This is a genomic window from Ensifer meliloti (genome assembly GCF_030064585.1).
GTDB classification, from domain to species: Bacteria; Pseudomonadota; Alphaproteobacteria; order Rhizobiales; family Rhizobiaceae; genus Sinorhizobium; species Sinorhizobium meliloti.
The window spans coordinates 903,053-926,967 of the sequence record NZ_CP120365.1; the positions used below are offsets into that span (position 1 = coordinate 903,053).

Sequence of the window (23,915 nt, forward strand, 5' to 3'; positions counted from 1 at the left end):
CGCCTCTGGAGGATCAGAGCAGGACTGCAATCCCTCATCTCTGTGCTTGTCACAGAGATCCAGCAGCGCCGCGTCTGCGGCGCGGGAAGAGTTCTTCCAGCCCAAGGACTTGGTCTCGCTGGATCCTATGACGAGCACAGTGATGAGGAGATCAAACAAGCCGCGGCGGGTACTCCGAAATCTCACAAGTCACGCTGCCGAAGCCCGAAGAGGATAAAATTCCTATCCTTGATTTTATGGAATAGCGTAATTGGCCCTCGGTGCGCAAGCCTTCGTCACGCGAACCGCGATCGTTTTTCGATTTACCCACGGGAAATCTTTCCTATGTCTCACGGCGGACCGAAGAAGGTGAGTTCGTCTGCTGCGGCCGCGCGCAGCCCGAAAGAGGCTGCTCAAATTTTGTTGTACAAATGTATATTATAATTTCCTTGCATAAGACATTGGCCTCTGCTTCAATCCAACCAGGCTGATGCTCAAGGGCTAGGGTATATACTCCGATACTAATAATGCCTCGCAGGAAAGGCAGCAACAAATTCGCCATCGGTGCTCGATGTCGGGTGGCGCTGCGTGCCGAGGCGAGAACACATTGCTTTGAACGCTTATTTTTAAAGACTGAATTTTAGTCCCGCATTCCGGTCGTTCCGGGGAACCACAGCTGCCCGCGATGCATTTTGCCTTCCCGAGAGAAGGAGCTTTGTCCATGCGCAATCATTGGATCTATGTCGCCATCGGCTTTATCGTCGGTGCAGGCCTATTTGTCACAACCGCCTGGCAGCGCACACCTGAATCGTCCAACCAGTTCGCCACCGTAAAACTCGAGAAGACCGACCGCCTCCAGGGCGGCATCCAGACTTCGTTCGTCATGGAGCGTTTCGGCCCTTCGCAAGCGGTTGAATGACAGTCGTCAAAACAGGGCGTTCGCCAGCACTGGTCTGGACTAGCTGCCGGGCCGACGTGAGCCCTTGCCTTTCGCCGCCGGATGCGCAAGTTACTCGCGCCGGCGGTTTCCGGCACGGCACGACGATCGAGGAAGCCTGCGTTGAACTCAGATAACAAACCTGACGGCGAAATTAAGGTCGAGAAGCGGACGAACGGGCGCTGGGCCTTCGTGCTCAGCTATCGCGGCGTCACTTATCCGGCGGAGGGTCAGTTCAGTACCCAGCTTCTGGCACAGTCCGCGGCTTACGTCGCCATGAAGCTTCTGCGGAACACACGCTGAGGCATTCCCAGCACGGCAATTGTCCAGCACGTCAATTGTAAGGTGAGTTGCACCGCCGGCGTGCGCCATCAAAGGGCTGAAACGTATCGTCCGACAAGCGATACGAGGCGTAGCGCTCCTGGCACCAGCGAAGATGCGCATTGGCGTCGAACTGCACCCTTTGCCTCTGGCGCAGGCGCGATCTGTCCACCGCTCCGGGCAAAGGTCCTCCTACCGTCGCACCGGGGCCTATGCCGATATCAGGAGCCCTGCCGCGATAGCGGGAGCCGTAGTTCGGATATCGCTGTTGCAGGAAGTCGCGGTATTCCCTCTCGATGAAGAGATTGTGGTTGCTGCTGCCCGCGGGACGACCGGCGCAAATTCCCGTGCTGCACGTCTGGGCTTGTGCCGGTATCATACCTATCGCTGCGGCAATCACCGCTAAGGCGAGCGTTGCTGAAGCTTTCACGGACCTCACCTTCTTTCTGCTCGGAGAAAACGATCCGCCTCGACATGCTCGTTCGAGGCGGATCCATTGAAAGCATTTAACCTCAATCGCCCAAAAGTGCAGCGGTTTTGGGACAACGGCATGCCCGGCATTCTTGCGCGGCGCATGATAAGGATAATATTCCTATCATGGAGTAAACGAATTATCCTTCTTCCCATATTGACGCAAGCCCTTTTCAAAGAGCAGGACATTCAGGCCCCGCTTCAGCCAATCCAATTGGGCTTCCGGCATCATTCTTAACCCTTCGTAATCCATCACGCAGACATTGAAGACGGTGGTTTTCACCTGCCGCCCCTCCTCGCATCCGAGCAACAGGCCTTCAAGCCGCATCATCCTCTCCGCCGCGTTCTTCGCTTTCAACGTGCGAGCCTCGCTTGGCTCGCCCGAGTGCCCTCTTACGTGATCGATCTGCTGGGCCCTGACGCTCGGAAAGGGAATGCCCGTCAAATGATAATAGCGCACCATCGTGGCCGCGTAGTCGTCGCCCGCCTCCCGCTGCTGCTCGGTGATCCGACCATCGAGAAACAACCGGCCGAGCGTGTAGCCGGCAAGGGCGCCTCTGGTCTCGAGGCCATGCATGCGCTTGCGCGCTGCAAGCGCCACCGCCATCGCTTCCTTTCGCTTTCCTGTTTGGACCACTCCGGCTTTATCTTGCCGCAGGCAAAGCGCTCGGCATTGGCCTTCCGCGGCCGTCCGAGTTGTGCCTTGCGCTTTGCACGCAATTTCTGGGCCTTGGTCAACATGGGAATCCTTTCGAGCGTGGTGATTGAGACATCCGTCGCGGACGACCAGCCGTGAAGCAGCGGGACGGGACGGTATCCGAGGTGAACTGAGGGTGGATATGGAATGCGAGCCCGCCACCAGGCCCGGCTGAAGGTGTCATCTCAGGAAGCTGTTCCGCTTCCGGCACCGCCATCATTCACGACCGCAAGCACGGTCGTGTGGTCTCGATGGAAGATGCGGCCGATCCCCGCCAGCGAGAGATCCCGGCGGCGCTCATAGACCGCGCGCATGCAGGCATGCCTCGGCTTCACCAGCCGGCGCTCCCGGCGCACGCTGATGATGTCGTCCCAGCTCACACCGGGAAAATCCTCGAGCACGGCGGCAACGATCTCCTCGATCGGCGCTCTGTCGCCGCCGTCCTCGTTCGACGCACCGGTATCGCGGCCGCCAAGCAGGATTCGGGCCTGCGCGAGCAGCCGGGCTCCCGCATCGGCAAGATCGGCTTCCAGTCTCGCAATCCGCCGCCCTTTCGCTTCATTGTCAGAAGCAAGGTCGGCCAACTGCCCTTCGAGTTCTTTGATGCGAGCAGATCGGCCCGCCGCGTCGCCCGGGCGGGCCAACCGCTCCCGCACGGCCAGATAGTGCCGCGTCTGCCTTGCCAGTTCAGAATTCTCCACCATCGCTTCTCCTACTCCCTTTCCGGCGCTCCCAGCAGTCACGGAGCAAGCGCAGCCGCGACTTGACATTATCAATGACATCTATAATGTCGTGTTGTCAACATGATTTGTGTTCTAAACATTGCTATGTCCGTGTCATGAGCGAAAGAGCTGAAAGATTGCGCGAGGCGCGCGTCAAAGCGGGCTATCGGTTCGCCTCCGACGCGGCGAATGCCTTGGGCATCGTCGCCTCGACCTATCGCGCCCACGAGAATGGGCAGAATGAGTTCGAACTCAGCGAAGCCGAAGTTTACGGACGCAAGTTCAACGTCGACCCGCTTTGGCTGCTGACCGGCACCGACCGCCGAATCCCTACAGGCTCGGCGCTTGGCTCGACAATGACCGAAATCGACGTACCGAACGCCCGGATCGGCGCCAAGGTCATCGGCCAGGGGGAAAAGATCCCGGTCTTCGGTCAGGCAGTCGGCGGGGTTGATGGTGAATTCATAATGAACGGCAATGTGTTGTACGAAGTCATGGCGCCGCCGATACTCTCGGATATCTCGGGCGCCTATGCGGTCTCGGTCTCAGGCGATTCGATGTATCCGCGCTACGAAGACGGCGAGGTCTGCTTCGTCGATCCGAGCCGGCGCGTCCGGAAGGGAGACTATGTGATCGCCCAGATTCGGCTGGAGGAAGGCGGCGCCCTGCTGGCCTATGTCAAGAAATTCGTGCGCCACAACAGCTCCGAACTGGTTCTCGAGCAGTTCAACCCTCACAAGGAGCTGCGCTTCGAAGCCAATACCGTTCACTCGGTCCATTATATCGCGCTCGCCGGCAACGCCTGAGCGACACGAACTCCGTTACGATCTCCTTTCGTTTGGACGGCACCTCGACGACATCCTCGATGCGGCGGTCAGCTCAACACAAAACGTGTTGACATGTATCGTGTCAGGTGCAATGTTGAGTGAACACAGGGAAAAATTGCGCGGCGGAGAAACGCCGGCAGTCAATCGAGGAGAATAAGACCCACATGTCCCTCCCCCGAATCAGATCCGATCTTCATGGCCAGGTCGACGAACTCTTCGCCGCCGATTTCCTCCGTTCAAGCGACGCGCAGAACCAGATGGCGCTCAAGTGCTTTCTCTCCTCCGCCTATTCCAGCCTGGCTTCGCTCGCCTGGCACCTTGGTGCAGATGGACATGTTTTCCAGCGTGAAGCTCAACCCGCGACGGACCTCGTCGACGATGCCTTCTTCGCACTCAATCGCGAGCGCGAGTTCGGCAGCGGCGCCGATGCGAACCAGGTGCAGCGGCAGCTCGGTACGCACAATTCCCGCCAGCAGTTCGGAGGCGCCCTGTGATCCCCGCCGAGACATACGCCGTCGTCAATCTCGCGGCCCTCAATCTCATCGAGGCGGTCAGTGCCGCCTACTACGCCACCGAGAACCAGGCCATCACCCGTCACGAGTTTCGCGCCCGCGAAATGCTGAAGAAAATCGCCTTGGCTCTCGGCTATGAGCTGGCCGAAGCGGCGGCGCACGACAGTCGGCAGGAACGGAGATCCGGCGCGGAGTCGTCACAGGCCGCCCTACCCGGTCTCAGGCTTGTATCCGCCGGGCTTGCAGCACCGAACGCTGACCGTTGAACCGCCCTGGACGATTCAATCGTCGTCGGGAGGGCACGGCCATTTGCCGGGCGCGGCCAGACCCGATGGCAGTTTGGTCGCGCCGTCACCGCAGGTGAGATCGACCTGCTCCTGTGTGAGTCCGGACGCGCTGGAAAGGTCGACGCCCTCTATCCTGGTCAGAAAGAGAAAGGCCCGATCCAGATCGATCGGCCCTTCGAGCACCGCACCGCTCAGCTTGGCGCGCGAAAGATTGGCCATGGAAAAACGCGTGCCGGTCAGCACAGCCTTGTCGAAATTGGCGCGCCCGAGTTCCGCCTTCTCGAAGTCGGCGCCTGTTAGACGCGCTCCGGTAAAATCGGTGCGCTGCAGTTCCGCACTCGCAAAGGAGGCGTTTTCCGCAGAAATCGCTGAAAAATTGCCCCGATAGGCCTCGACCCTGCTGAAATTCGCCTTGTCCGCCCTCGCCCCGGCAAGCGAAGCGCGAACGAGCGTCGCCTTTTCGAGATTTGCGGAAGTGAGATTGGCCCCGCGCAAGTCGGTCATCGTGAAGTCGGTGTTGAACAGATTGCTCCCCGGAAGGTCGCTGCCGCCAAGCATGATCTGCTTTTTGTTGCAGTCTTGCCAGTCGATCCCGGCTCTGGCTGAGCTCTTGCAATCCGCCGCCACGGCAGCGCTGGAGGCCAAAGCCGACACCGTGATTGCCACGGCGAAGAACGCTGCCCCGCCCGAGCTGTTCGTTGTCATGCCAAGCTTCTTCATATCGCTGCTCCTGGACCGGGCTGCAGTCAAAAAAACAGCCACTGCACCGAACCGCCGCAACGAAGCCCTGGAATCAATAGGTTACGGCGAGCTCGCATGTCAGAAAAGAGCGGCAAAGAGCGGCGCCGTCAATAGCCGATCTTCGCCCTTCCCCGTCGAGGGTCGCAACGCCTGTATGACCAAGAGCCTCCCCCCGACGGAACCGGGCCGCCATGGCCTCGAGGTCAAGCCTCGACGCCCTGGATGGCGGATACCTGCCAGTCGGCGCCGGGCTTGCGCTGAAACGTCCATATTTCGACCGCTTCGGTCGGCCGATCCGCATCGCCGCTGACGACGCGGCCGGTGGCTCGGTCGCGCACCACGTCGACGCTCTCGTAGCGCATGGCAACGGTCGCGTAATCGCTACCGTTTTCCTTCCATGCCTCGGCGAGGTCGCCCTGGACGAGGTGGACGTCACGGACCTCGTTCTTCAGGCCCTTCGTTGCGTTGTCGCTGAGCTCTTCCGCGAGGTAGGACATGGCTTCCGGCGTCGTCAGCCGGCGCAATGCCGCATAATCTTCCGCTCCGTAGGCAGCCTGCACATCTCTGAGCATCGCCTCGAAGCGATCGAGATCCTCCTGGCCGACTGTGATTTCATCGCCATCTCCGGAAGCCGGTGCGGCAGCGGACGATCGCGTCGCGAGCGACGCCGCGCCGGCACCGCCCGTACCTTCACCGATTCGAGGAATGCGGAAGGATGGCGAGCCCGCAGTCGCCGCCGAAGAGCGGCCGGATGCCGAGGGCGCCGAATAGGCAGGACGCTGATTGCGGCCGAAGAAACGCATCGCAAGGGAGATCAGCAGAACGACGAGGCCGACCTGCAGCAGCAGTCCGAGGAAGCCGATGCCGCCGCCGATACCGTGGCCGAGCAGCATGCCGATCAAGCCGCCCATCATCAGACCGCCGATCATCGATCCGCCGAAACCACTGAAGAAGCCCGGGCGCGCATTGGTCGTGCGATTCTGCGCAGCGGGGTTGGTGGAGGTCGAAGGCTGCGCGTTCTGACGCGGCGTCATCGTCCGGTCGATCGGCGCGGCCGGCGCGGGCGCCGTCCGGGTTACAGGCGGGGTGGAAAAGGTCCGGCTGCCGCGTGAGCCGAAGCCACCCCCCGCCCGCCTTGCATCGGCGACATCGGCTAGTGTCAGTACAGATGCCAAACCAATCGCCGCAATGGCCATAACTCGTCCGAAACGCTGCATTTCCATCCTTCCCTATTTCGTGACCGCAAAGAGGTCATAGAACGCCATATAGAGCCGGAAGTGCCGGAATTTAAGTCTGCCGCTGCGTCTTTCGCAGAATTCGGAGCAGTTTGAGGATCCTCGCTTTTAAAGTTCGCTTTGGAGGGGCGTTTCCACGAAAAACAGCCTTTAAACATGATTATCTCAATCAACTTTGTTGCGGCATTCTGGGCGACAGAATAAGCATAGCCGCTCGTTTGGCGCGTTCGTCCGGTGTCCTTTCCAGAATGGCCGACGGCCAGCGCGGCGATCTCGGAATATCTGGCTGGACAATGACTATCGAAAAAAAGGGCGACCGCTTTCACATGTACCTGCGGCACCGCAGGTCCCTGATCGACTATGCCGCGCCGCTGCTGGGATCGAAGGACGATGCCGAGGATATCGTGCAGGATGCCTATCTTCGCTTCGTGCGGGAAACGGCAGACGAGCACATGCCGCCGAAGACCTACCTGTTTCGCATCGTGCGCAACCTTTCGTTCAACAAGCGGTCGCGGCGAAAGCTTGAGAACAACGTCGTCGAGTCCGCGGATATACCGTGGTGGGCGCTGCCACAGGCCGTCGAGACGCCGGAAGCCCAATTCCTGATGTCCGAGGCCGCAGACCGGGTCGCCCAGGCGCTCGGAGCTCTTCCGGATCGCATGAGACGGGCATTCGAACTGTACCGCTTCGAGGGGTCGACTTTGAAGGACATCGCCGAAGAACTGAGTATCTCGATACCGACGGCCCATCGCCTCGTCAGGGACGCCATGGAGCACTTGAAGGCAGGCCTCGACCATGACGAATGAACGTTCGGTACATCTGAAAAATGCCGATCTCTCGCTTGTCTATCTTCAAAGTGAGCGAGATGCAGACTACGCGCAGCTGGATGATGGAACCATGACGCCTGACGACAATGCAGCGGAGCTCTCGAAAGAGGCGACGGACTGGCTCATTCGCATTCGCGAAGCGCCCGATGATCCCGAAATGCGTTTGCGTTTCGAACGATGGATCACCACTTCCCGCGACCACAGGCGGGAATGGGAGAAGACCTGTCGGCTCTGGTTGTCCGTCGGAGCGTTGCCAGCCGCGTGGGACAAGCCCTCGGCGGACAGTTTCAAGCCCTCCCGGCGCGGCGGCCGAGCAGCCCTGGCGATCGCAGCTTGTGCGATGGCCATCTGTCTTCTCGTAGCGTGGGTTCCCGGTTTGCTGATCGTCCTGCAATCGGATTACCACACTGGGACCGCGGAGACTCGCTCCCTCGAGCTCGACGACGGCAGCACCGTGACTTTGGCGCCCGAGAGCGCGATCGCCATGGACTTCGGTCAGAGTCGACGCAGCCTCAGGCTGCTTCAGGGCGAAGCCTACTTCGATGTGGCGCACGATCCCGCGCGCCCATTCGTCGTCGATGCCGGCGGTCTCGAAATCGAAGTTCTCGGCACGGCATTCGACGTCATGGTCGATAGTGAAAGCACCCGGGTAAGTCTTGAACGGGGACTGGTCACGGCCTCTCCGTCCGGGCAGGAGGCATCTGCTGAGCGGCGTCTCACGCCCGGGAAAGCGCTCGTCTTCGACCGCGATGCGCAGGGTATGACGACCTCCGACATCGACGCGGCGTCTATCGGCGCCTGGCGACAGGGACGCCTTCACGTCGTTAATGCCACCATCTTCTCCGTCGTGGAACGGATTCAACGTTACCATCCAGCCTGGATATCCCTGCCGGATCCCGTGCTCGGCAGCCAGCGGGTGACGGGCATCTTCGACCTCACGGCGCCGGACGAAGCGCTCGGCGCTCTGGTCGACCCTTATGGAGGCAAGGTGAGGAGAATCTCGAGCTTCGCCCGCGTCATCTCTCGCTTCTAAAATATGACATCCGCTTTCAAGTTTTTTTCATGACCCCGTGAAAAAACCGATCTGCCGCTTTGTCTATTTGGTCGACGGCACCGGGGGCGGTGCCTGTGACAAGCAGAAGAGTGGGCATTTCATGGCATACGGGGCAGCGTCAAAGCGCGACACACAATTCACCACAAGGTACCTTCGCGGTTTCCTTCTATCTACCTCGGCAGCAATCGCCGTGGTCTGCACTGCGCCGCAACTGGCGGCCCAGGAAATCGCGGCCACACCGCAACAGTCGCAGGCGGTCCGCAACTTCGATATCCCGTCGCAGCCGCTGGCCTCGGCCCTCGCCCTGTTCAACCGCCAGTCAGGCATCCAGATCAGCCGGGCTGCAGCGGGCAGGACCTCGAACGTCACCACCCGTGCGGTGCGCGGAAGGATGACGCCGGAGCAGGCGCTGGCGCAACTGCTGGACGGCACCGGTGTGCACTATCAGTTCACGGCCAATCGCGCTGCGGTCATCGGCCCCGCAGGAGACGCTGGCGCGCCAGGCGCGGAGGAAGGCGCGACCGTTCTGAAGCGGATTGTCGTGACCGGCAAAACCGGGCGAAATGCCAATTCGGGCACCGGCTTTCAAGGGACACCCGACTGGGTCTACGAGGAACCGGCTTCCGTCAGCGTCGTCTCGCGTGACGCGGTGCAGAGCCGGGCGGCGCGCAACGCCAACGACGTGCTCGACTCGGTTGCCGGCGTCACCAGCAACCGTTCTGAAGCGCAGAACCCCGGCATCGCAATCAATGTGCGCGGCCTCCAGGATCAGAACCGGGTCACCACCATGATCGACGGCGCGCGGCAGGATTTCCAGCGGGCCGGCCACGGCGCCAGCCAGCGGGTTTATGTGGACACGGCATTCCTTCGATCGGTGGAGGTCGAGAAAGGCGCAGTCGCCGGCGTCGGCGGTGCGGGCTCGCTGGGCGGCGCGGTGAATTTCCGCACGGTGACGGCCGACGACATCATAAAACCGGACCGGGATCGGGGCGTCGAACTCAATGCCGAGACCGGCACCAATGCCTACTACTTCAACGGCTCGCTGATCGGAGCTGCCAGATTCTCGGAGGACTTCTCGGTTCTCGGCGGCATCAGCCGCAAGCGGGTCGGCGACTACGACTTCGGCCAGAACGGCAAGTCCCCGCTGCTCGATCTTGCGGTCACGACCGCAGTCGACGATTCTTTCCTGTTCTCGCGTCTCGAAACCTTCGGCACGCTTCTGAAAGTCGAGGGCTCGCCGTCGGACGATTTCACCTTCGACCTCAGCTGGCTTCGCAACGACTCGGAGGCGATACAGGGCGGGCTCGTCTTCGGCGACCTGCGCGACGACCCTCAGAACTACCTCAACAACACCGTCAGCTCATCCTTCGAATGGGATCCCGACAGCGAACTGATCGATCTCAAGGGCCGCCTCTGGTACAACCGCGTGGTCAATGACGAACTGCGCGATTATACCCCGAGGCTCCCCATCACCTATGCGATGACCAGCTTCGGAGGGAGCCTCGACAATACGAGCCGTTTCGAAACGGCGCTGGGCGACCTCTCGCTGAATTACGGCGGCGAGGCCTATTCCGACGACGGCAAGACGACCACGCCGCCTCTCGTCGACGACCAAGGCTTCGACGAGGCCTACGGCTACAAGGGATTGAACCCGGTCGGCCGCCGGTCGATGACGAGCGCGTTCCTCAACGCCACCCTGGAGCATGACGATTGGCTGGAGGTCGGTGCCGGCCTTCGCTACGACCGCTACCGCCTGAAGGGGTTCACGGAAGTCGGAGGGAGGAAGCCGCGCTACATCGTGGTCCCTGGAGTGTGCGGCTATTTTTATGACGACGGCGAGTGCGCCTATTACGACGAGGACCCCGTTTACGGCGGCGGTGAGGCGGTCTTGGAACGGGTCGATATCGACAAGTCCGGAGGCGCGCTTCTTCCGTCGGCGCGGATCGCCGTCATGCCCTTCGAAGGAATTCAACCCTTCGTTACCTATGCGCATACCTACCGGCCGCCATCCGTGATGGAAGCGCTGACGTCGGGCGGACATCCCGGTGATGCCATCGCCACCTATATCCCCAACCCGTACCTCAAGCCGGAACGGGGCCGGACATGGGAGCTCGGGATCAACATCGCACGGGACGGGCTGTTCACGGCCGGCGACAGCCTGCGCCTCAAGACGGTCTACTTCGACAGGACCATTCAGGACTATATCACGCTTGGAAATGGTTACTTCGCCACCTTCGACAAAACCTCTTCCAGCATGTCAATCTCGACGGCGATACCACGATGAACGGGGTCGAGATCGAGGCGAGCTACGACATGGGATCAGCCTATGTCGGCGCCTCCTATACCTACCTGAAAACCGATTACGCCGACACCTACAGTTACTCCGGGCCGACCGCGTCCGGGACCCCGCTTGCAGCAAGTGGCAACACGCCGGTGCCATCGGTTCTGTTCGTCCCGCCGGAAAACAAGTTCACGCTCGATGCCGGCATCCGCCTGTTCGAGCGGAAGCTGGTTCTCGGCGGACGCGCGACCTATGTCAGCGATTCAAAGCCCACGGTGGGCCAGCTGGCGGGCCTGTTCAACACCGCCGGCTACAAGGTATTCGATATCTACGGCTCCTACAGCTTCTCGGACAGCGCCAAGCTGCGGCTCGCCATCAACAACGTTACCGACGAGCAATATGCGCCGGCCCTGGGTGCCTTTTACTATCCCGCTCCGGGGCGGACCGCGACGGTATCGCTGAACTTCAAATTCTAGAGTGGTTCGAGTGAAGCGGCCGCGCCCGATTGTCGGTTCTTCGAGCGAAGCGGATGCCCCTCATCCCGCTGCCGCGACCTTCTCCCCTTTTCTGACGGGGAGAAGGGACAAGCCTCGGCCTCACCGCTCGCTCTTGAGGGGCTGAGGGTAGAGCGGCGCCGCGAGTCCCCTTCGCCCCGCTCGCGGGGAGAAGGTGCCGGCAGGCGGATGAGGGGCGAAGTTCCGTTCGACATGCGTAACGTGGGGCGCATCTATCGCTCCCGTTCAATCGAAACGAAAAGCCACTTCGGGAGACAAGACATGGGACAATTGCTCACAGCACACTGTCGCAGGATCAACCTGCGGCCATCGTTCAGAACCAAGGAAAACTCACCATGGTTGCAACCATCAATCTGACGTCGGCAAGCTCTAATCTCCTCAACTATCTTAAGGGTTAGTCTCTCAATCTCGACTACAAGGGCAACGGGCAGTTCGACTCGCTTCTTCCTCCCTACAATGAGTGGGCGGGCGGTAAAGTCGACGGCGGCACGAATTCCGGCGTCATCCTCGAAGGCAATTTCTCCTATGTCATCCCCGCTGGCTTTACGGGAACAGTCGACAGTCTCGAATTCGGCAAAGGTCTTACCAAGTCGTCATCGGGCTTCGACATGGCAACGACGGAACTGAGCATCGATCTCGTTGGCGTAAGCCCGTCCAAGTCTTTCACCGGCGCGATCTATTCGCTGACCAACAACCAGAACGCTGCGGACCCGCTGGCAGCCGCTTTACGGATAGCGGATGGGCGCGATAAAGCCGAGTTCGAGCAGCTGCCTGGAACCCGAGAATCGCGTCGAGCATGCATCGGAAAAGTCGAATTCACCCGTCTCCTGAAGACCCTCCAGCATCTTGCGGTAGACGGCCGCAGCGTCGAAGTACTGCCCGTCGGCGACTGCCTGCTCGATCTTCTCTTTGTAGTCCGAGAAGAACTTGAAATGCAGCAGCACGCCGGAGACGGCGGGGAAATTCCTTTCGCAGGGCAAGGGCTGGTGAATGCTGACGCCCAGGCTGCATTCCTTGTCCCAGAAGATGACAGGATATTTGATGAGTTCGAGCAGATGGGCGAATTTGCGCTTGCGCGGGCCGCCCGTGATGCTGATCGCCCGCTTCGTATAGCTGATCTCGTATCCGGAGCCGTCGAAATGATCGGCGATTTCCCACGGCATGCGGCCGTCGTCGCTGTCGAGCGTGGCAGCCCCGAGCCGTCCGGGCGGATACATGTCGAGCATGGGGGCTGCGAGGCGCTTTTCCCCTCTGCTCTCCAATGCCTGCAGAAGCGCACCGAGCGGCCGGTTCTCGCAGTCCTCGTAAATCAGGAACTCGTCGGAATCGACATTGAGATACCACCGGTCCCAGCCATAGCGCTCGAAGAGAGCCTCGCGCCATTCACGCCCCCTGCGGGCATCGCGATACCGCACCGGCGAACTCCAAAGGTCCACATCGGCCTGCGCAAGCAGATAGTCCCGCGTCCCGTCCGACGATACGTCGTCGACGCAGATGAAGCGGGTAACGCCGAGCCCTCTGTAGTGCGCCAGAAACGACGGCATCAACTTGCGATCGTTATGCGTATTGAACACGACGGGAATGTCGCCTTTGCCGAGAGGCCTCTGGCCGCCCTCGGTCAGGCATGACATTTCGATCGGTCGCCTCCGCTTCCGAACACGCGCCGTGAGCTTGTAGGTCTCGTACCGGGTAAGCACGCGATCGAATATCCCTCTCCGATCCCGCTCATTCTCAGCTTGGCGAGAAGGATAGTGAAGATCTTTCAAGGTTCGCTCCGATCGGCCGCTGCAGGAGGATGCGTTTATCGGCATCGCCACGGGAATTCAACTCCGCCGCAACTCGAGGCGCTTGCCGCCGCAAGACTTCGGGCCAATGCGCTAGAACGCAAACGGATACCGCGGTCGCAGGCTCCGGGTCCCCAACTTGACGAAGTTCTTGAGTTTTCCCGGAATATGTTCGCGCCGGTCATAGGCCTCCAGGAGGTTCGCAGATCTGCGATCCTCGTGGAAGCGGGCGATCCACTCTTCCGTCAGATCGTCGCGCTGGACTGCCATTGATGTCTGCAGCTCCGCCGGTAGCGGCACCTGCAAGTGCTCCGCCAAGTGGCTGACGAATGGAATCGGATCGGCGGCGAGCTCCTCGTAGACGAATTCGGCAAATTCAACGCCGGTGAGTTCCAGATAGCTTTGCCAAAAGGCATAGCTGTCGCGAATGTAGAAAAAGCATCGGGCGATCTGCTCGAAGTCGTATTGGGGATTGGCCCTTCCCTCGACGTGAGCGGCAAAACTACGTGTTTGCCTCGCCCGCGCATAGGATATCGCCTGCCTCAGCGTATCCCTGCGCCGCAGGAATACGAGCGCAACGTCATGCATGGCGAGGCAATGCTGAATGAAATCCCTTCCATAGACCTCATGCGTCACGAAAAGCTGGTTCGGGAATATCTTCGAGCCGAGGACGCCGTTCGGCGTAGAGCACTTCCTGAGGAGTTCCTGAAAGAATGCGTCCCATGACAAGGCGCCGGTATCCAGCCGATGGATCTTGGGCGAGAGCCACTCGCTCGAGCGCCCCATATTACCGGCGCCATTGACGAGCGAACCCAGTCAGTTCGACCCGCTTCTCGCCTCCGTCAGGAGCAGATAACCTCGCATGAACTCTCCGTCCGAACTCGCTTCGAAGTCCCAGCCAGGCGGTCGTTAGAGATGAATATTGGCTTTTTTAGCACAAGCTGATGATCCGACGGTTCGAGACCATCCGAGAAAGCCGCCTTAGATTGGCTTGACAAATTCATTGGACGAATACACATGCGTGTGTATTGTCGTATCAGGTGAAGAGCGGCGACATTATTGCAGCATTGCAGAAGGACGGATGGTACGAGGTTGCGACCAAGGGCAGCCACGTTCAATTCAAACATCCGAAAAAGCACGGCCGGGTTACCGTTCCTCACCCGAAGAGGGATCTACCAATCGGTACCCTCAGGAGCATTGAAAAGCAGTCCGGTTTGAAATTGAGGTAAGACCATGCGCAACTATATCGGATTGATCCACAAGGACGCCGAGAGCGATTACGGCGTTTCCTTTCCTGATTTTTCCGGCGTCGTGACCGCCGGTGCCGACCTCGACGACGCGCGCGCTATGGCAGAGGAAGCCTTGGCCTTGCATATTGAAGGGCTGGTAGAGGACGGCGAGGCCATCCCGGAGCCCTCCTCCCTTGAAGTTGTCATGTCCGACGTCGAGAACAAGGATTGCGTCGCTATTCTCGTCGCGGTGAAAACCGAGGCAAAAAGAGCCATTCGAGTGAACGTTACGCTTCCCGAAGGTGTCCTGAAGCAGATAGATGCCTTCGCCGAAGCCCACGGCCTTACGCGGTCTGGATTTCTTGCTCGTGCTGCAACGCACGAGATCGAACGGGCAAATGACGGCCACGACGCTTATGCGGAATCCCGCTTGTCGGCTTAGGGCACTTCCAGCAAAAATGTGTAACGCTTTTCCATGCGGAAGCGCGTACTTTCAAAAGCTTGGAACGAGTGTCCATGCCTTAAGCAAGGCATTGGTATCCGGCAAGCCATGAACGGATCTTTGAGAAGAAGAGAAGAATGGTGGGTGATCACGGGCTCGAACCGTGGACCCGCTGATTAAGAGTAATCTATTTTTCTCTGAACAGCCTACAAATCAAGTAAAGCGGTTTCCAATGCCCTGCGATAACTACACCCAAAAACGCGGAACGTTTCGTGAATTGGAAACCGAAAATTAGTTGTTCTTTGGCTGATCTGCAACAGGAATTTCGAATACGGTCGCGTCATCGCCTCGCGGCTTGATTCGCTCTTCGCGGATGTTGGGTGATGCATAGAGAGTAGAGCTCGCTCCTGAGCGAGCTCTCTTCTAAAATAATGTTTCGATGAACGACTTTAATATAATACCCCTAAAACGGTACTGGTACGCCACGAGCATCGCTGAGTCCAATCACGTAACATATCGCAACAATCAAAGAGGGACACGAAAACTCAAAATATCGGTCTGAATACCTTTTTTCCAGTATCAGTCCGCAGGTAGTATTCTCACAACTACATCTTTCGCCCTTCCCAGGAAGTTGGACATACGGGACGGCTGTTGGTGGGGCGGCATCAGCCGGTTCGGCGAGCGGTGTCCGTCGTAACCACCATCCGTGTCGTTCCAGATGCACCACCGAACCAAGCAGCGACGGCACCTAGAACTAGCGAGACAAAGCCAAGAAGCGCTCCACTCGAAACGATGGTGGCAGCCGTGTCGGCGGCTTCGGTCGCCTGCTGTTTGGCGCGCTCCACCGAGGCTTTATAGCTTTCCTCGTATTGTTGAACTTGGGTGCGCGCCTGATCAACCGGAATATTCTGCGCCTTCGCAATGGCGTCAGCGGCGCGATTTCTGGCTTCTTCCGCGGTCGCTTCGTCGCCGGTGACTGCCGCACGCACGGCGGCCACCGCAGCGTCGCGAAGAGCCGCCGGATCGTTGCCGCCGGTCGCGTTTCTCACCTGCCGCTCGATGTCGGCAATCGGATCGACGGATGTGGCAATGGCCGGGGCGGCGGCAGTCGTCACGGTAGCGGCAGTCTTGCCGACGCCCCCGATGATGCTGCTTAAACCGCTGAAGGCGCCACCGACCAAAGTACCGACCGAGGTCGTTAGCAGATAAAGCACGACCAATGTCGTGACGGCCCAACTGATCAGCCCATGGTAACTTCCCGTGGCCTTGCTGGGGCGACCGGAGACGCGGCTGGCGACATATCCACCCACGAAGGCGGCGACGATGCCCGAGACAACGAACCAGAGACCGCCGGCAATGGAAAACGTACTTGGGTCCGGATTGTCCGTTGTCGCCGGATCGATCACGGCGGCTCCGATCCCGACACCCAAAAGATTTAGCAGAAACTGGACCGCGAGCGCGAGCACCATGCCGGCAAAGACTGCACCCCAGGAAATTTCGTTGAGGGCGGCATTCACCGAAGGATCAGAAATGTAATCGGCCTCGCGGGCACGATGAGCGGCAACAGGGTCCGTCATGATATATTCCTCCCGGAGAGCACGCGGATCGCATTCAAACGATGAACTCGGGAAACTGTTCCCGGCACAACCCAGTGATCACAATGGAAGGTCAGATCAGGGATTATTCGGGACCCCGTGACTCGGTTTTGCATTTGCGGCTAGCAGTCTAGATCAGCTCGAACACTGCCACTCCATCCTCTCGCGGCCTTATTCCTTTGAACGAGGCATGCCGCAGCTTCCAGTCATCTGTCCAGGCGCGATACTCGACCTCAGCGACGAGCACCGGCTCGGTGAAGACGGCATTCTTTCGCCTCAGGCTCACTGCTGGTGTTTTCGTAACGATCGATGCGAGGACATTGCGTAGCTCGCGGGATAGATCGTGCGACCAGCCAGTGCCGCAGCCGCCGACGTAGACGAGCTCTCCGCCCTTCCGCGCCGCCAGCAGTAGCCGGCCGAGATGACCGGGCACGGTGGACGGCTCAAAGCCGACGATCACGAAGCTGTCCCGGCGCTTGCAAGTGATTTTCTGCCACCACTCGCCCCGGCCGGACCGATATGGCTTCTCGACGTGCTTGGCGATGATGCCTTCGAGGCCGTGCTCGCAGGCGACGCGGAAGAACTCGTCGCCATCGGCCTGAACCTCTTCCGATAGCCGGATGGCACCGGCACGGCCGGCGACTATCGGGTCGAGCAGCCACCGGCGTTCGCGAAGCGGCAGTCGGCGCAGGTCCCAACCATCAACATAGAGAAGGTCGAAAGCAAAGAAGATGATTTCGCGTGGATCATGCAAGCTAGGTCGCTTACCGAGCGCGCGCTGAAGCATGCCGAAATCCGACCGCCCCTGATCGTCAAGGACAACCGCCTCGCCGTCGAGGATTAAGGTTTCGTAACCAAGCTGGCGCGCCTCTGCCGCGATTGAAGCAAAGCGGGGCGTCCAGTCGTAGCCGCCGCGTGTGATTATCCGTACCCTGTCCGGCTCCACGTGAACGGCCAGACGGTAGCCGTCCCATTTCACCTCAAAGGCCCAGCCCGGCCCTTTTGGCGGCTTGTCGACTAGCATCGCCAGGCATGGATCAACCCGCTCCGGCATCGGGTCCGGCGATGAGGTGCCGCGCGGTGTTTTCGACGATCCTCTGGCCATTAGCCCATTAACGCACAGGCCCGCGAAAAGCCGAATTGACTCTTTCGGCTGAGAGAACATATTAGGAACATTCGACGGCGATGCGGCGCCATTCCATCAATCAGGGGCGAAACCAGAAAGACGCGCGTAATGCGAACACTTGCCGATGAGATAGGAACCGCGATTGAAGTTGATCTTGCGGTAATACCTCCGCACCAAAGGCGGGCCTACGCCGGCCTCGACCAGTATCGCCGTCCCGTTGAGGTGCGCGGCGTCCAGGAACTCGCCAAGGGAATTGCCGAATCCTTCGGGGCCTTTGCCATCTTCGATGTCGAGACGGTGCTGCGGTCTCCGGCGATCGCGCCATTCGTTACGCAGACGCTCTACGCGATCCCGCTCGAATTGAGGCGGGCCGCCTGCGACCGCGACCGGCTGAAAGCAGAAGGCGCGCGAAAGGAGATGGCGCGGATAATCTCGGCCGCACTGCTGTCGCGATACCATTTCGAGCCCTTGAAGCACGTCGGCGCGTCCTGCCATCCGAATTGGGAAGAGGCCTTCGAGCAGCAGTTTGGCGCCGGCCGAGGAAGAGGATCAAGCGGATGAGTGACGAACAGGGTGCGAAACCCCACTACGAGGCTGGCCCTTATGTCCATTACTGCGAGCATCCCGGCTGCACAAAATGGGGTGGCTTTGGTTTCGCTGTCGGCCGGTCGGAGCCGAATTGGTTCTGTTTTGAGCATCGGCCCGATTGGAAAACCGGACCGACCACCCAGGCGCCATTGACGGCGCGGGCGACGCGCGCGAGTCAATGCGGATCCTTAATAATGCCATTCGCACGGCAGTGCACGTGGAGGTGAAGTTGCTTCAGATGCATCACACCGAAGGGCCGACCCGGTTCCGCAGGTCGACGTTCTCGCAAAACTGTGACGACCCTTCCAAGCAAGGGAAGGTTTTTATTGCTGTTTGAAGGACACCTCTGAGGTCCAGTAAAGTCCGCCATCAGGCGCCTCAAACTCCCGAAACTCTATCGTGTCCTCTGGTGATTTACTCAACTGAATAGGTTGTCTTCGTCCGGTCAGGCGCACCTTCATCCCTGGTGTCGCCCATTTGCATTTGGATGGGTCCATAAGCCGCTCGCTTTCAACTCCATCACCCGCACTAAGCGCACGAAAAGACGCGCCTTGGACGTCGGGGTCAGTGCAAACGCGCACCTTCTCTGCAATGGTACCGGTTTTCTCGGGTGTAAGATTGGAACTCTCCCCGGCAAGCTCAACGTAGGGGTCGGCGTACGGTTCGACGCGTTCAGTGAGGGCATTGAGATCGCTTGAACCGGAGTCTGATGATCCTCTTTCGACCGGAGCATCTGCGCGGGGGCTTTCGGCATCCGTCCCTGACGTGAAGTACCAATATGCACCAGCTAACAACAGCGCGCCGAACAATAAGTTCTCGGCTTTGTAATTCTTTCCGGCCATCGCCCCCGCCCCTTGGAGATCAACAAGTAGATAGCGAAATTTTGTCCCCACCGCTATTGGGCTCGGCTCGCACTAAGTGGCGCGCCGCAGCGTGGCCGCGTCCTCTTCTCTCTGGCTCAGGGGTGCAGCTTGCCTCTTGCAATTGCGGTTTGCTTCAGGCGCTTGGCCTTATTCTTCTGTTGTGTAGGACCGTGCTTGCTATAGTCGGCAACCGCATGAGCTGGGTTAGCTTCTTGATTGTTGGTCGCCTCGAGGGGATCCGCGACGCAAGAGATGTCGTGAGTCCCAAATTCACCGACGGTTACACCGTATACGGCCGCTGAAGAGTGGCCGTTGCTTTTGAAGAGCTCGAACGACTCCGCCGCGGAAGTAATCGTACTACGATCAACGGATAACTTGTTCTCGTCTTTAGGCGTCGGCGCGAACGCTTGGCTTGTGGGCATGAAAGGCTGACTTGAAAGCTGGCCCTCCATCATGAATGTCGGGTGGATTTGACGATATAAGATCTCGTCATCATTGGTCAGGGCAGAATCTGTCATCTGCCAACCCTTCTATCAAAGAAATTCAGGAATTCCGGATTGATGCCCTCGAAGTATTGAGGCTCCAGCTCTTCTGGTCCGCCAACTTCGATCCCGTACATCTCCACGCTGCCCTCTGAAGAGAATTCCACAGAGTAGTCCCACCCGTCGACCTCTAGCTCCAAAACGATCCCGCCAGCCGGCGTTGGAAAAATCCCAAACTCGCGAGAATATGCTGGCCGCTTTCTGATAAATCTCTCTGCAGTGCTGGCTGCATTCTCAGTCGGGCTCGAACCTGATCCATTCAACCAGCCGTCTTGCAGGTTTCGCAATTCAGTGAGACGCGATCTGCATTTCATTAGATTGTCCAACAACTCAGCATCGATGAGGTCGACGTCATACACCTCGACTACACCTCTGAAATTATCTTTGTTGTCCAGTTCAATTTTCACAGAAAACTGAATATCGGACCCGGTGTTACCGTCAAATTCGTTGATGATCCTGTCGGGGTCAATTGACAGCCTAATCTCGCCGTACTCTTCAGTGAGCACCGAAATTTGTCCGTCAATGTGTAGGCCCTGCAGGGTTCCCAGACCATCGACACGTATTTGGTATGTTTCACGTACGTGCGTAATCAACGACTTTCGGCGATGCGTATCGAGGTAAACGACATTACCATCCTGCCCTTCGCTCCCAAGGAACTCTATTTTTTCTCCTTGGCGTAGACCGGCGCCCAGCTTGTTCAGTGCTCGGATATGCTCGGAAGACATTGATTTTGGAAAGCGATCGTGAGCGGCGTCATCGATCAGTGTGATAATGTGATGGAAGGACGAGTCGACTATTTCTCCCAACTCATCGCTGAATCCAGGGAGGAAATCCTGCGCCGTTTGCCGGCTCCAGTCCAACCGAGGCATGGCGCTTCCCTCCTCGATAGCAACCAAATCGAAAGAGATGCTGTGATCGAAGCCCTTTGGAAGCCTTTGTCGATCCGCATGGGAGAGCCGCCAGTTATCCTTGGCGAAAGCAACCAGAAGGTCGCGGAACGCAGGGAGGTCGGCCAAAACGTCAAGCGGCAATCTCGCGCCGTCAAAACGACTTCCGACATAACGGAGCTGGAACGACTTGTCGCCGATTTCCATGATGGGATTCCTGCCAAAGATGGATGATCTATATTATGCGACTCAGTTAATTAAAAGCTTCCGGTGCGCACATTTTCTGTCCTGGATGAGGTGGCCGGATGATGATGGCGGTGGACACGACAGTCCCCTTCCCCAGCAGCTGCTACCGGATCCCGCCTGAAATTCGCCAATCTCAAAAACGAGCATTGTTCCGGAACATTCCTGCCAACACGGCGTTTGAGAGGCGTTCCCATTTCAGAAGGTTGTTTTCTCCCTCTGAATTTCGACTGGCGGACAATCGCACATGTCGGACAACTGCAGCGCTCCTCGTCGCATCTGCCGGAGCGCTGCCCCTTTTCGAAAGCGCCGGATTGGTCGGCGCTGACGCTCAACGTCTCTTCTGATCAGGGAATGGCTCTCGCCCCAACGCCTTGGCAATCTTCCGCCAGTCATGCCCGCCCATACCGGGTATTCGCAGCAATTCGGCAGTAGGCAGATGTTGCATATCTCCGACCACCTCATACCCAATCATGTTTAACTCCCGGAGAAGCCAAGGCCTGAGTTTCAAGTCTGCAAGTTTCGTGTCCATGCCAAGAGAAAAGCAGACCGATGCGCATCGCGCAATTGCATGATTATGCAAATCAGCGCCGCAGTTGAGCGCCGTCCCGCTGGCTGGCCTCGATCCTCTGAAGGATTTCTCGCATCACACGTGTATCGATGGAAAGGCTGTTTAGCGTGTTCTCGACGGCCTTCATTGACGTCGCCGCTTCGGCCGCCTGTTTCTCCACAGCCGATATTCGGAGCTCATGATTGTCGATCTGCCGGAGGGAGACTTCGGCAGCCGTCAGGCGCTTGTCGAGGCGATCGATGGAATTCGCCTGCGAGTCCTGATTGGCGTTCACCCTCTCCCAGGTCGCGCCCCACGCTACGAGGCCGCCGGCAAAGCCGAACAGGATCACCAGGGTATTGAGGTTATATTCGAACCTCCATTTCGGAGTTGCGACCATCTTTTCGGTTTCCTGTGTTTCAGACAATCCCCTGCCCTCGTAGAGTGATGCGAGTTACTGCTGCGCTTCGCCGTGGCGGACGCATTCCGCTTTCGTCCAAACCGCCGCCGCGCAGATGCCGACGACGGTCCTGTCTATTTTTCGCTGATCCGCCGGCGTCGCGCCGCGCGCGCCAATCAGATCAGTGCCCACCACCCGGCGCAGTCCGTCGGCACTTGCCGGCGCCGAAGTCCCACATCCCTGGAGGACAAAGGTCAAAGCGAGAGCGGACATCGTCCGCAGTGCGGCCAGCTTCATTGTTTTGCCTTTCGATGGATTGACGAACGTCGTCGCCGCCTTGCCGGTAGATCCAGGCGACGACGGCAACGACAACGGCGATAGCGGCTGCAGCCGCCAGGAGGCGAGGAGTGGAGAACATCACGCCATGCCCTCGACCTGCTTCGCCACCGCCTTCCGATCGGCGTTCTTGCGCCAGTAGAGGAAGCCGGCGATACCTCCGAACGCCACAAGGATCAGGAGGAGGTTCTGCCAAGGTATGCCGCCGATCGCAGTGAGCAGCGAAGCGCCGCCGCCGATGACCGACGGGGTGATGACCTCCTTCGACTTCCACCACGGCGCATCGAGGCTAGGCGGCGTGACGGGAACCGGGACCGGCTTCTCCTCGGTCACGGGCGCGGCTTTGACCTCCGGCCGCGCCGCTTCGCCCGGGGTGAGCGCCACCAGCGCCGTATGCATGGCAGCGCGCGTTTTCGGCCCGACATCGCCGTCGACCTGCAGCCGATGGTCGGCCTGAAACTGAAGGATGTTGTCGGCGCGGTAGCCGAGCAGCACGAGCGAAATCCGCGCCAGCCGGTCAAACCGATCGGCCAGACCGTTCTTGCCGCCATTGATCTTCTTCGTGATGGTCTCGGCGTCGCCCTGGTCGGCCCAACGGTTCAGATCGCGCGTGTCCCAGTAGAACAGAGGCACCAAGCCTTCCCATGGATCGGCATTGACCGCGTCTGGATCCTTAACGAAGTCCGGGCAATCGAGGCCAGCCGCGCGGCACCAGTTGCGGAACTGGCGATAATTATCCTTGCCGGTCAGTTGCATTCCGGTTCGGCCGCGGTAGAGATGTCCGTCGCCATCCTTCTCCGGCGTGTTGCCAAGATCGGTGCGGGTGTCGTAGCGCTGCTGCGCCGGCGTCGGGCCCCAGATCTCGCGATCATAGCGGAAGTCGCCGCTTTCGTGCATGAGCTGGGCGAAATACTGGGCGAGCCGGTGCGGCCGATCCATGCCGAAACGCTCCCCGTATCTATCCAGCGCCACGATCACGGACGCGAGGTTGCTTTCGTTCACCCTGCCCTTTGCGGCCGCGCGAACGTGCTGAGCGGTGATGGCCCTCATTGAAGTCTCCTGGTTGTCGTTGGGGAATATTCGGCAGCTGGTTTGTGGCGGCCGGCAGTGTTCGGGCTTAAGCTGACATTGGTCGTCTTGCTCCTCGCAGGCGACCGGGAAGGCTCGTCGCCGGCGGTAGCCCTTGACGGCCCGCGCTATTGATCCCACATCAATGGAAGCAGGGGCTTGGACTTGGACATAAAAGACAGCGAAGCGGAAAGCGCCGGCCCAATCGAGCTGGTTACTGACCTCTCAGAAATCGCGGCACAGTGCGCCGCTTCGGATCTTCTTGACTTTGCGGCACAGCTTGCCGGCCTCGCCGAGGACCTCAAAGCTCTAGCGGCAACCCCGATCGAGCCAATACCAACGGCCGCCGATCCCGGCGATCAGCTTGAAGCAAGCTCGGAGTAGCAGAAGTACAGGCGCCGCCCGCCACGCCTCGCAACATGGCGGCGGCTTAGACCCGTGATCGCACCCGAACCACGGGTCTTTTCATTCCCAAACATGAGTTCGAGGGCGACGGGAAGAGTTTCCCGAGCCATAATCTCTCCTGGTTGCTGGTTGTGAGTTGAAAGGTCGACGGCAGGCGACGACGTGTTGAAAGGCCGCCCGCAGGGTGGCATTCCGCGACTGTCTGGCGTACATGCGCCTGAAAATCAGGAGCATGATGATGGCCGACAAAGCAAAGCAGCCGCAATCGGAAGATCGCGGCGAGGAGCCGCAAGCGGACAAGGCACCACAATTCGACCCTTGGGAGGCCGAGTTCAAGCGAGACCTGCAACGCAATGATCGCGATTTCGACTTCTGACGTGCGATCACGTCGCTCGTCTTGAATCCTCGCTTTATGAAAGCAGAAGGCCCCCTCTCTCTAGACGAAAGAAGG

The 23,915-nt window shown here is 59.4% G+C and carries 28 protein-coding genes and 2 pseudogenes; 14 read left to right on the forward strand and 16 right to left on the reverse strand.

Features of this window, described 5'->3' with window-relative positions:
- Positions 1-700 precede the first annotated feature (700 nt).
- Positions 701-898 carry a membrane protein gene (locus PZL22_RS11390; protein WP_003530037.1) on the forward strand — a complete coding sequence of 66 codons (198 nt, stop codon included), beginning with the start codon at positions 701-703 and terminating at the stop codon, positions 896-898.
- A 141-nt stretch (positions 899-1,039) separates the two neighbouring features.
- Positions 1,040-1,219: a hypothetical protein gene (locus PZL22_RS11395; protein ID WP_003530036.1), complete on the forward strand. Its 180-nt coding sequence runs from the start codon at positions 1,040-1,042 to the stop codon at positions 1,217-1,219.
- Positions 1,220-1,250: 31 nt separating this feature from the next.
- Here the strand turns inward: PZL22_RS11395 and PZL22_RS11400 are convergent, their stop codons facing one another.
- From PZL22_RS11400 to PZL22_RS11410, 3 genes and pseudogenes are all read right to left on the reverse strand, one after another.
- Positions 1,251-1,616 (reverse strand): BA14K family protein, encoded by a 366-nt coding sequence (locus PZL22_RS11400; RefSeq protein WP_003530035.1) that lies wholly within the window; start codon positions 1,614-1,616, stop codon positions 1,251-1,253.
- Positions 1,617-1,832: 216 nt separating this feature from the next.
- Positions 1,833-2,449 (reverse strand): annotated as a pseudogene (locus PZL22_RS11405) (hypothetical protein).
- A gap of 141 nt (positions 2,450-2,590) precedes the next feature.
- Positions 2,591-3,109, reverse strand: a complete 519-nt coding sequence (locus PZL22_RS11410; RefSeq protein WP_003530032.1) for a helix-turn-helix domain-containing protein — start codon at positions 3,107-3,109, stop codon at positions 2,591-2,593.
- A 134-nt stretch (positions 3,110-3,243) separates the two neighbouring features.
- Between PZL22_RS11410 and PZL22_RS11415 the strand changes: the two genes are divergently transcribed.
- From PZL22_RS11415 to PZL22_RS11425, 3 genes are all read left to right on the forward strand, one after another.
- Positions 3,244-3,933, forward strand: coding sequence for a S24 family peptidase (locus tag PZL22_RS11415; protein WP_010969647.1), 690 nt, complete (start codon positions 3,244-3,246; stop codon positions 3,931-3,933).
- Between the two features lie 185 nt (positions 3,934-4,118).
- Complete coding sequence (locus PZL22_RS11420) at positions 4,119-4,448, forward strand: hypothetical protein (RefSeq protein ID WP_003530030.1); 330 nt, start codon at positions 4,119-4,121, stop codon at positions 4,446-4,448.
- A complete protein-coding gene (locus tag PZL22_RS11425; RefSeq protein WP_003530028.1) occupies positions 4,445-4,732 on the forward strand; it encodes a hypothetical protein in 288 nt (95 codons plus the stop codon). Before PZL22_RS11420 ends, PZL22_RS11425 begins: the two co-directional genes overlap by 4 nt.
- Before the next feature lie 15 nt (positions 4,733-4,747).
- Here PZL22_RS11425 and PZL22_RS11430 read toward each other — a convergent pair whose 3' ends face one another.
- On the reverse strand, positions 4,748-5,473 hold the full coding sequence (locus PZL22_RS11430; protein ID WP_003530025.1) for a pentapeptide repeat-containing protein: 726 nt from the start codon (positions 5,471-5,473) through the stop codon (positions 4,748-4,750).
- Positions 5,474-5,697: 224 nt separating this feature from the next.
- On the reverse strand, positions 5,698-6,711 hold the full coding sequence (locus PZL22_RS11435; protein WP_003530023.1) for a Tim44 domain-containing protein: 1,014 nt from the start codon (positions 6,709-6,711) through the stop codon (positions 5,698-5,700).
- Positions 6,712-7,022: 311 nt separating this feature from the next.
- Between PZL22_RS11435 and PZL22_RS11440 the strand changes: the two genes are divergently transcribed.
- The 3 genes and pseudogenes from PZL22_RS11440 to PZL22_RS11450 all read left to right on the forward strand — a co-directional run bounded on the left by PZL22_RS11440 (position 7,023) and on the right by PZL22_RS11450 (position 11,367).
- Entirely contained in the window at positions 7,023-7,535 is a 513-nt protein-coding gene (locus PZL22_RS11440; RefSeq protein WP_013844615.1) for an RNA polymerase sigma factor, read from the forward strand.
- Positions 7,525-8,589, forward strand: coding sequence for a FecR family protein (locus tag PZL22_RS11445; RefSeq protein ID WP_003530018.1), 1,065 nt, complete (start codon positions 7,525-7,527; stop codon positions 8,587-8,589). The genes PZL22_RS11440 and PZL22_RS11445 overlap by 11 nt, the downstream gene beginning before the upstream one ends.
- A gap of 121 nt (positions 8,590-8,710) precedes the next feature.
- A pseudogene (locus PZL22_RS11450) lies at positions 8,711-11,367 on the forward strand (TonB-dependent receptor).
- A 764-nt stretch (positions 11,368-12,131) separates the two neighbouring features.
- Here the strand turns inward: PZL22_RS11450 and PZL22_RS11455 are convergent.
- A complete protein-coding gene (locus tag PZL22_RS11455; RefSeq protein WP_003530013.1) occupies positions 12,132-13,103 on the reverse strand; it encodes a glycosyltransferase family 2 protein in 972 nt (323 codons plus the stop codon).
- Positions 13,104-13,283: 180 nt separating this feature from the next.
- Positions 13,284-14,006: a Stf0 family sulfotransferase gene (locus PZL22_RS11460; protein ID WP_244422787.1), complete on the reverse strand. Its 723-nt coding sequence runs from the start codon at positions 14,004-14,006 to the stop codon at positions 13,284-13,286.
- 224 nt (positions 14,007-14,230) lie between these two features.
- Here PZL22_RS11460 and PZL22_RS11465 point away from each other — a divergent pair, with 224 nt between their 5' ends.
- Positions 14,231-14,419 carry a type II toxin-antitoxin system HicA family toxin gene (locus tag PZL22_RS11465; RefSeq protein ID WP_003530010.1) on the forward strand — a complete coding sequence of 63 codons (189 nt, stop codon included), beginning with the start codon at positions 14,231-14,233 and terminating at the stop codon, positions 14,417-14,419.
- A gap of 4 nt (positions 14,420-14,423) precedes the next feature.
- Positions 14,424-14,861 carry a type II toxin-antitoxin system HicB family antitoxin gene (locus PZL22_RS11470; RefSeq protein WP_003530007.1) on the forward strand — a complete coding sequence of 146 codons (438 nt, stop codon included), beginning with the start codon at positions 14,424-14,426 and terminating at the stop codon, positions 14,859-14,861.
- A gap of 665 nt (positions 14,862-15,526) precedes the next feature.
- Here the strand turns inward: PZL22_RS11470 and PZL22_RS11475 are convergent.
- Positions 15,527-16,438, reverse strand: a complete 912-nt coding sequence (locus PZL22_RS11475; protein WP_284718654.1) for a PhnA-like protein — start codon at positions 16,436-16,438, stop codon at positions 15,527-15,529.
- Between the two features lie 148 nt (positions 16,439-16,586).
- Positions 16,587-17,621 (reverse strand): non-homologous end-joining DNA ligase, encoded by a 1,035-nt coding sequence (gene ligD, locus PZL22_RS11480; RefSeq protein ID WP_459382741.1) that lies wholly within the window; start codon positions 17,619-17,621, stop codon positions 16,587-16,589.
- 69 nt (positions 17,622-17,690) lie between these two features.
- Between ligD and PZL22_RS11485 the strand changes: the two genes are divergently transcribed.
- Complete coding sequence (locus PZL22_RS11485; protein WP_127639509.1) at positions 17,691-18,143, forward strand: hypothetical protein; 453 nt, start codon at positions 17,691-17,693, stop codon at positions 18,141-18,143.
- On the forward strand, positions 18,140-18,397 hold the full coding sequence (locus tag PZL22_RS11490; RefSeq protein WP_234840639.1) for an EsV-1-7 cysteine-rich motif-containing protein: 258 nt from the start codon (positions 18,140-18,142) through the stop codon (positions 18,395-18,397). The genes PZL22_RS11485 and PZL22_RS11490 overlap by 4 nt, the downstream gene beginning before the upstream one ends.
- A gap of 96 nt (positions 18,398-18,493) precedes the next feature.
- On the opposite strand, the gene PZL22_RS11495 is transcribed toward PZL22_RS11490, so the two are convergent.
- The 7 genes from PZL22_RS11495 to PZL22_RS11525 all read right to left on the reverse strand — a co-directional run bounded on the left by PZL22_RS11495 (position 18,494) and on the right by PZL22_RS11525 (position 23,041).
- Positions 18,494-19,012, reverse strand: a complete 519-nt coding sequence (locus PZL22_RS11495) for a hypothetical protein (RefSeq protein WP_127639508.1) — start codon at positions 19,010-19,012, stop codon at positions 18,494-18,496.
- A gap of 116 nt (positions 19,013-19,128) precedes the next feature.
- The gene (locus PZL22_RS11500; protein ID WP_088194452.1) at positions 19,129-19,551 is read right to left on the reverse strand and encodes a hypothetical protein; all 423 of its coding nucleotides are present in this window, start codon (positions 19,549-19,551) and stop codon (positions 19,129-19,131) included.
- Positions 19,548-20,669 (reverse strand): hypothetical protein, encoded by a 1,122-nt coding sequence (locus tag PZL22_RS11505; protein ID WP_284718656.1) that lies wholly within the window; start codon positions 20,667-20,669, stop codon positions 19,548-19,550. The genes PZL22_RS11500 and PZL22_RS11505 overlap by 4 nt, the downstream gene beginning before the upstream one ends.
- 367 nt (positions 20,670-21,036) lie before the next feature.
- Complete coding sequence (locus PZL22_RS11510; RefSeq protein ID WP_088194454.1) at positions 21,037-21,237, reverse strand: hypothetical protein; 201 nt, start codon at positions 21,235-21,237, stop codon at positions 21,037-21,039.
- A gap of 52 nt (positions 21,238-21,289) precedes the next feature.
- On the reverse strand, positions 21,290-21,655 hold the full coding sequence (locus PZL22_RS11515; protein WP_014529432.1) for a hypothetical protein: 366 nt from the start codon (positions 21,653-21,655) through the stop codon (positions 21,290-21,292).
- 54 nt (positions 21,656-21,709) lie between these two features.
- Positions 21,710-21,952: a hypothetical protein gene (locus PZL22_RS11520; protein ID WP_028011801.1), complete on the reverse strand. Its 243-nt coding sequence runs from the start codon at positions 21,950-21,952 to the stop codon at positions 21,710-21,712.
- Positions 21,953-22,072: 120 nt separating this feature from the next.
- Positions 22,073-23,041, reverse strand: a complete 969-nt coding sequence (locus PZL22_RS11525; RefSeq protein WP_284718657.1) for a peptidoglycan-binding protein — start codon at positions 23,039-23,041, stop codon at positions 22,073-22,075.
- A 183-nt stretch (positions 23,042-23,224) separates the two neighbouring features.
- Between PZL22_RS11525 and PZL22_RS11530 the strand changes: the two genes are divergently transcribed.
- On the forward strand, positions 23,225-23,443 hold the full coding sequence (locus PZL22_RS11530) for a hypothetical protein (protein WP_127616531.1): 219 nt from the start codon (positions 23,225-23,227) through the stop codon (positions 23,441-23,443).
- Between the two features lie 259 nt (positions 23,444-23,702).
- A complete protein-coding gene (locus PZL22_RS11535; RefSeq protein ID WP_013844006.1) occupies positions 23,703-23,840 on the forward strand; it encodes a hypothetical protein in 138 nt (45 codons plus the stop codon).
- The last annotated feature ends 75 nt before the right edge of the window (positions 23,841-23,915 follow it).

What these genes read in the sequence shown, in the direction of transcription:
- PZL22_RS11485 (WP_127639509.1), top strand. Translation starts at nt 17,691, where the DNA reads ATGCGAACACTTGCCGATGAGATAGGAACCGCGATTGAAGTTGATCTT.
- PZL22_RS11400 (WP_003530035.1), bottom strand. Translation starts at nt 1,616, where the DNA reads ATGATACCGGCACAAGCCCAGACGTGCAGCACGGGAATTTGCGCCGGT.
- PZL22_RS11390 (WP_003530037.1), top strand. Translation starts at nt 701, where the DNA reads ATGCGCAATCATTGGATCTATGTCGCCATCGGCTTTATCGTCGGTGCA.
- PZL22_RS11510 (WP_088194454.1), bottom strand. Translation starts at nt 21,237, where the DNA reads ATGGACACGAAACTTGCAGACTTGAAACTCAGGCCTTGGCTTCTCCGG.
- PZL22_RS11495 (WP_127639508.1), bottom strand. Translation starts at nt 19,012, where the DNA reads ATGGCCGGAAAGAATTACAAAGCCGAGAACTTATTGTTCGGCGCGCTG.
- PZL22_RS11535 (WP_013844006.1), top strand. Translation starts at nt 23,703, where the DNA reads ATGGCCGACAAAGCAAAGCAGCCGCAATCGGAAGATCGCGGCGAGGAG.
- PZL22_RS11500 (WP_088194452.1), bottom strand. Translation starts at nt 19,551, where the DNA reads ATGACAGATTCTGCCCTGACCAATGATGACGAGATCTTATATCGTCAA.
- PZL22_RS11440 (WP_013844615.1), top strand. Translation starts at nt 7,023, where the DNA reads ATGACTATCGAAAAAAAGGGCGACCGCTTTCACATGTACCTGCGGCAC.
- PZL22_RS11490 (WP_234840639.1), top strand. Translation starts at nt 18,140, where the DNA reads ATGAGTGACGAACAGGGTGCGAAACCCCACTACGAGGCTGGCCCTTAT.
- PZL22_RS11515 (WP_014529432.1), bottom strand. Translation starts at nt 21,655, where the DNA reads ATGGTCGCAACTCCGAAATGGAGGTTCGAATATAACCTCAATACCCTG.
- PZL22_RS11435 (WP_003530023.1), bottom strand. Translation starts at nt 6,711, where the DNA reads ATGCAGCGTTTCGGACGAGTTATGGCCATTGCGGCGATTGGTTTGGCA.
- PZL22_RS11445 (WP_003530018.1), top strand. Translation starts at nt 7,525, where the DNA reads ATGACGAATGAACGTTCGGTACATCTGAAAAATGCCGATCTCTCGCTT.
- PZL22_RS11520 (WP_028011801.1), bottom strand. Translation starts at nt 21,952, where the DNA reads ATGAAGCTGGCCGCACTGCGGACGATGTCCGCTCTCGCTTTGACCTTT.
- PZL22_RS11475 (WP_284718654.1), bottom strand. Translation starts at nt 16,438, where the DNA reads ATGACGGACCCTGTTGCCGCTCATCGTGCCCGCGAGGCCGATTACATT.
- PZL22_RS11505 (WP_284718656.1), bottom strand. Translation starts at nt 20,669, where the DNA reads ATGGAAATCGGCGACAAGTCGTTCCAGCTCCGTTATGTCGGAAGTCGT.
- PZL22_RS11470 (WP_003530007.1), top strand. Translation starts at nt 14,424, where the DNA reads ATGCGCAACTATATCGGATTGATCCACAAGGACGCCGAGAGCGATTAC.
- PZL22_RS11420 (WP_003530030.1), top strand. Translation starts at nt 4,119, where the DNA reads ATGTCCCTCCCCCGAATCAGATCCGATCTTCATGGCCAGGTCGACGAA.
- ligD (WP_459382741.1), bottom strand. Translation starts at nt 17,621, where the DNA reads ATGTTCTCTCAGCCGAAAGAGTCAATTCGGCTTTTCGCGGGCCTGTGC.
- PZL22_RS11415 (WP_010969647.1), top strand. Translation starts at nt 3,244, where the DNA reads ATGAGCGAAAGAGCTGAAAGATTGCGCGAGGCGCGCGTCAAAGCGGGC.
- PZL22_RS11525 (WP_284718657.1), bottom strand. Translation starts at nt 23,041, where the DNA reads ATGAGGGCCATCACCGCTCAGCACGTTCGCGCGGCCGCAAAGGGCAGG.
- PZL22_RS11410 (WP_003530032.1), bottom strand. Translation starts at nt 3,109, where the DNA reads ATGGTGGAGAATTCTGAACTGGCAAGGCAGACGCGGCACTATCTGGCC.
- PZL22_RS11430 (WP_003530025.1), bottom strand. Translation starts at nt 5,473, where the DNA reads ATGAAGAAGCTTGGCATGACAACGAACAGCTCGGGCGGGGCAGCGTTC.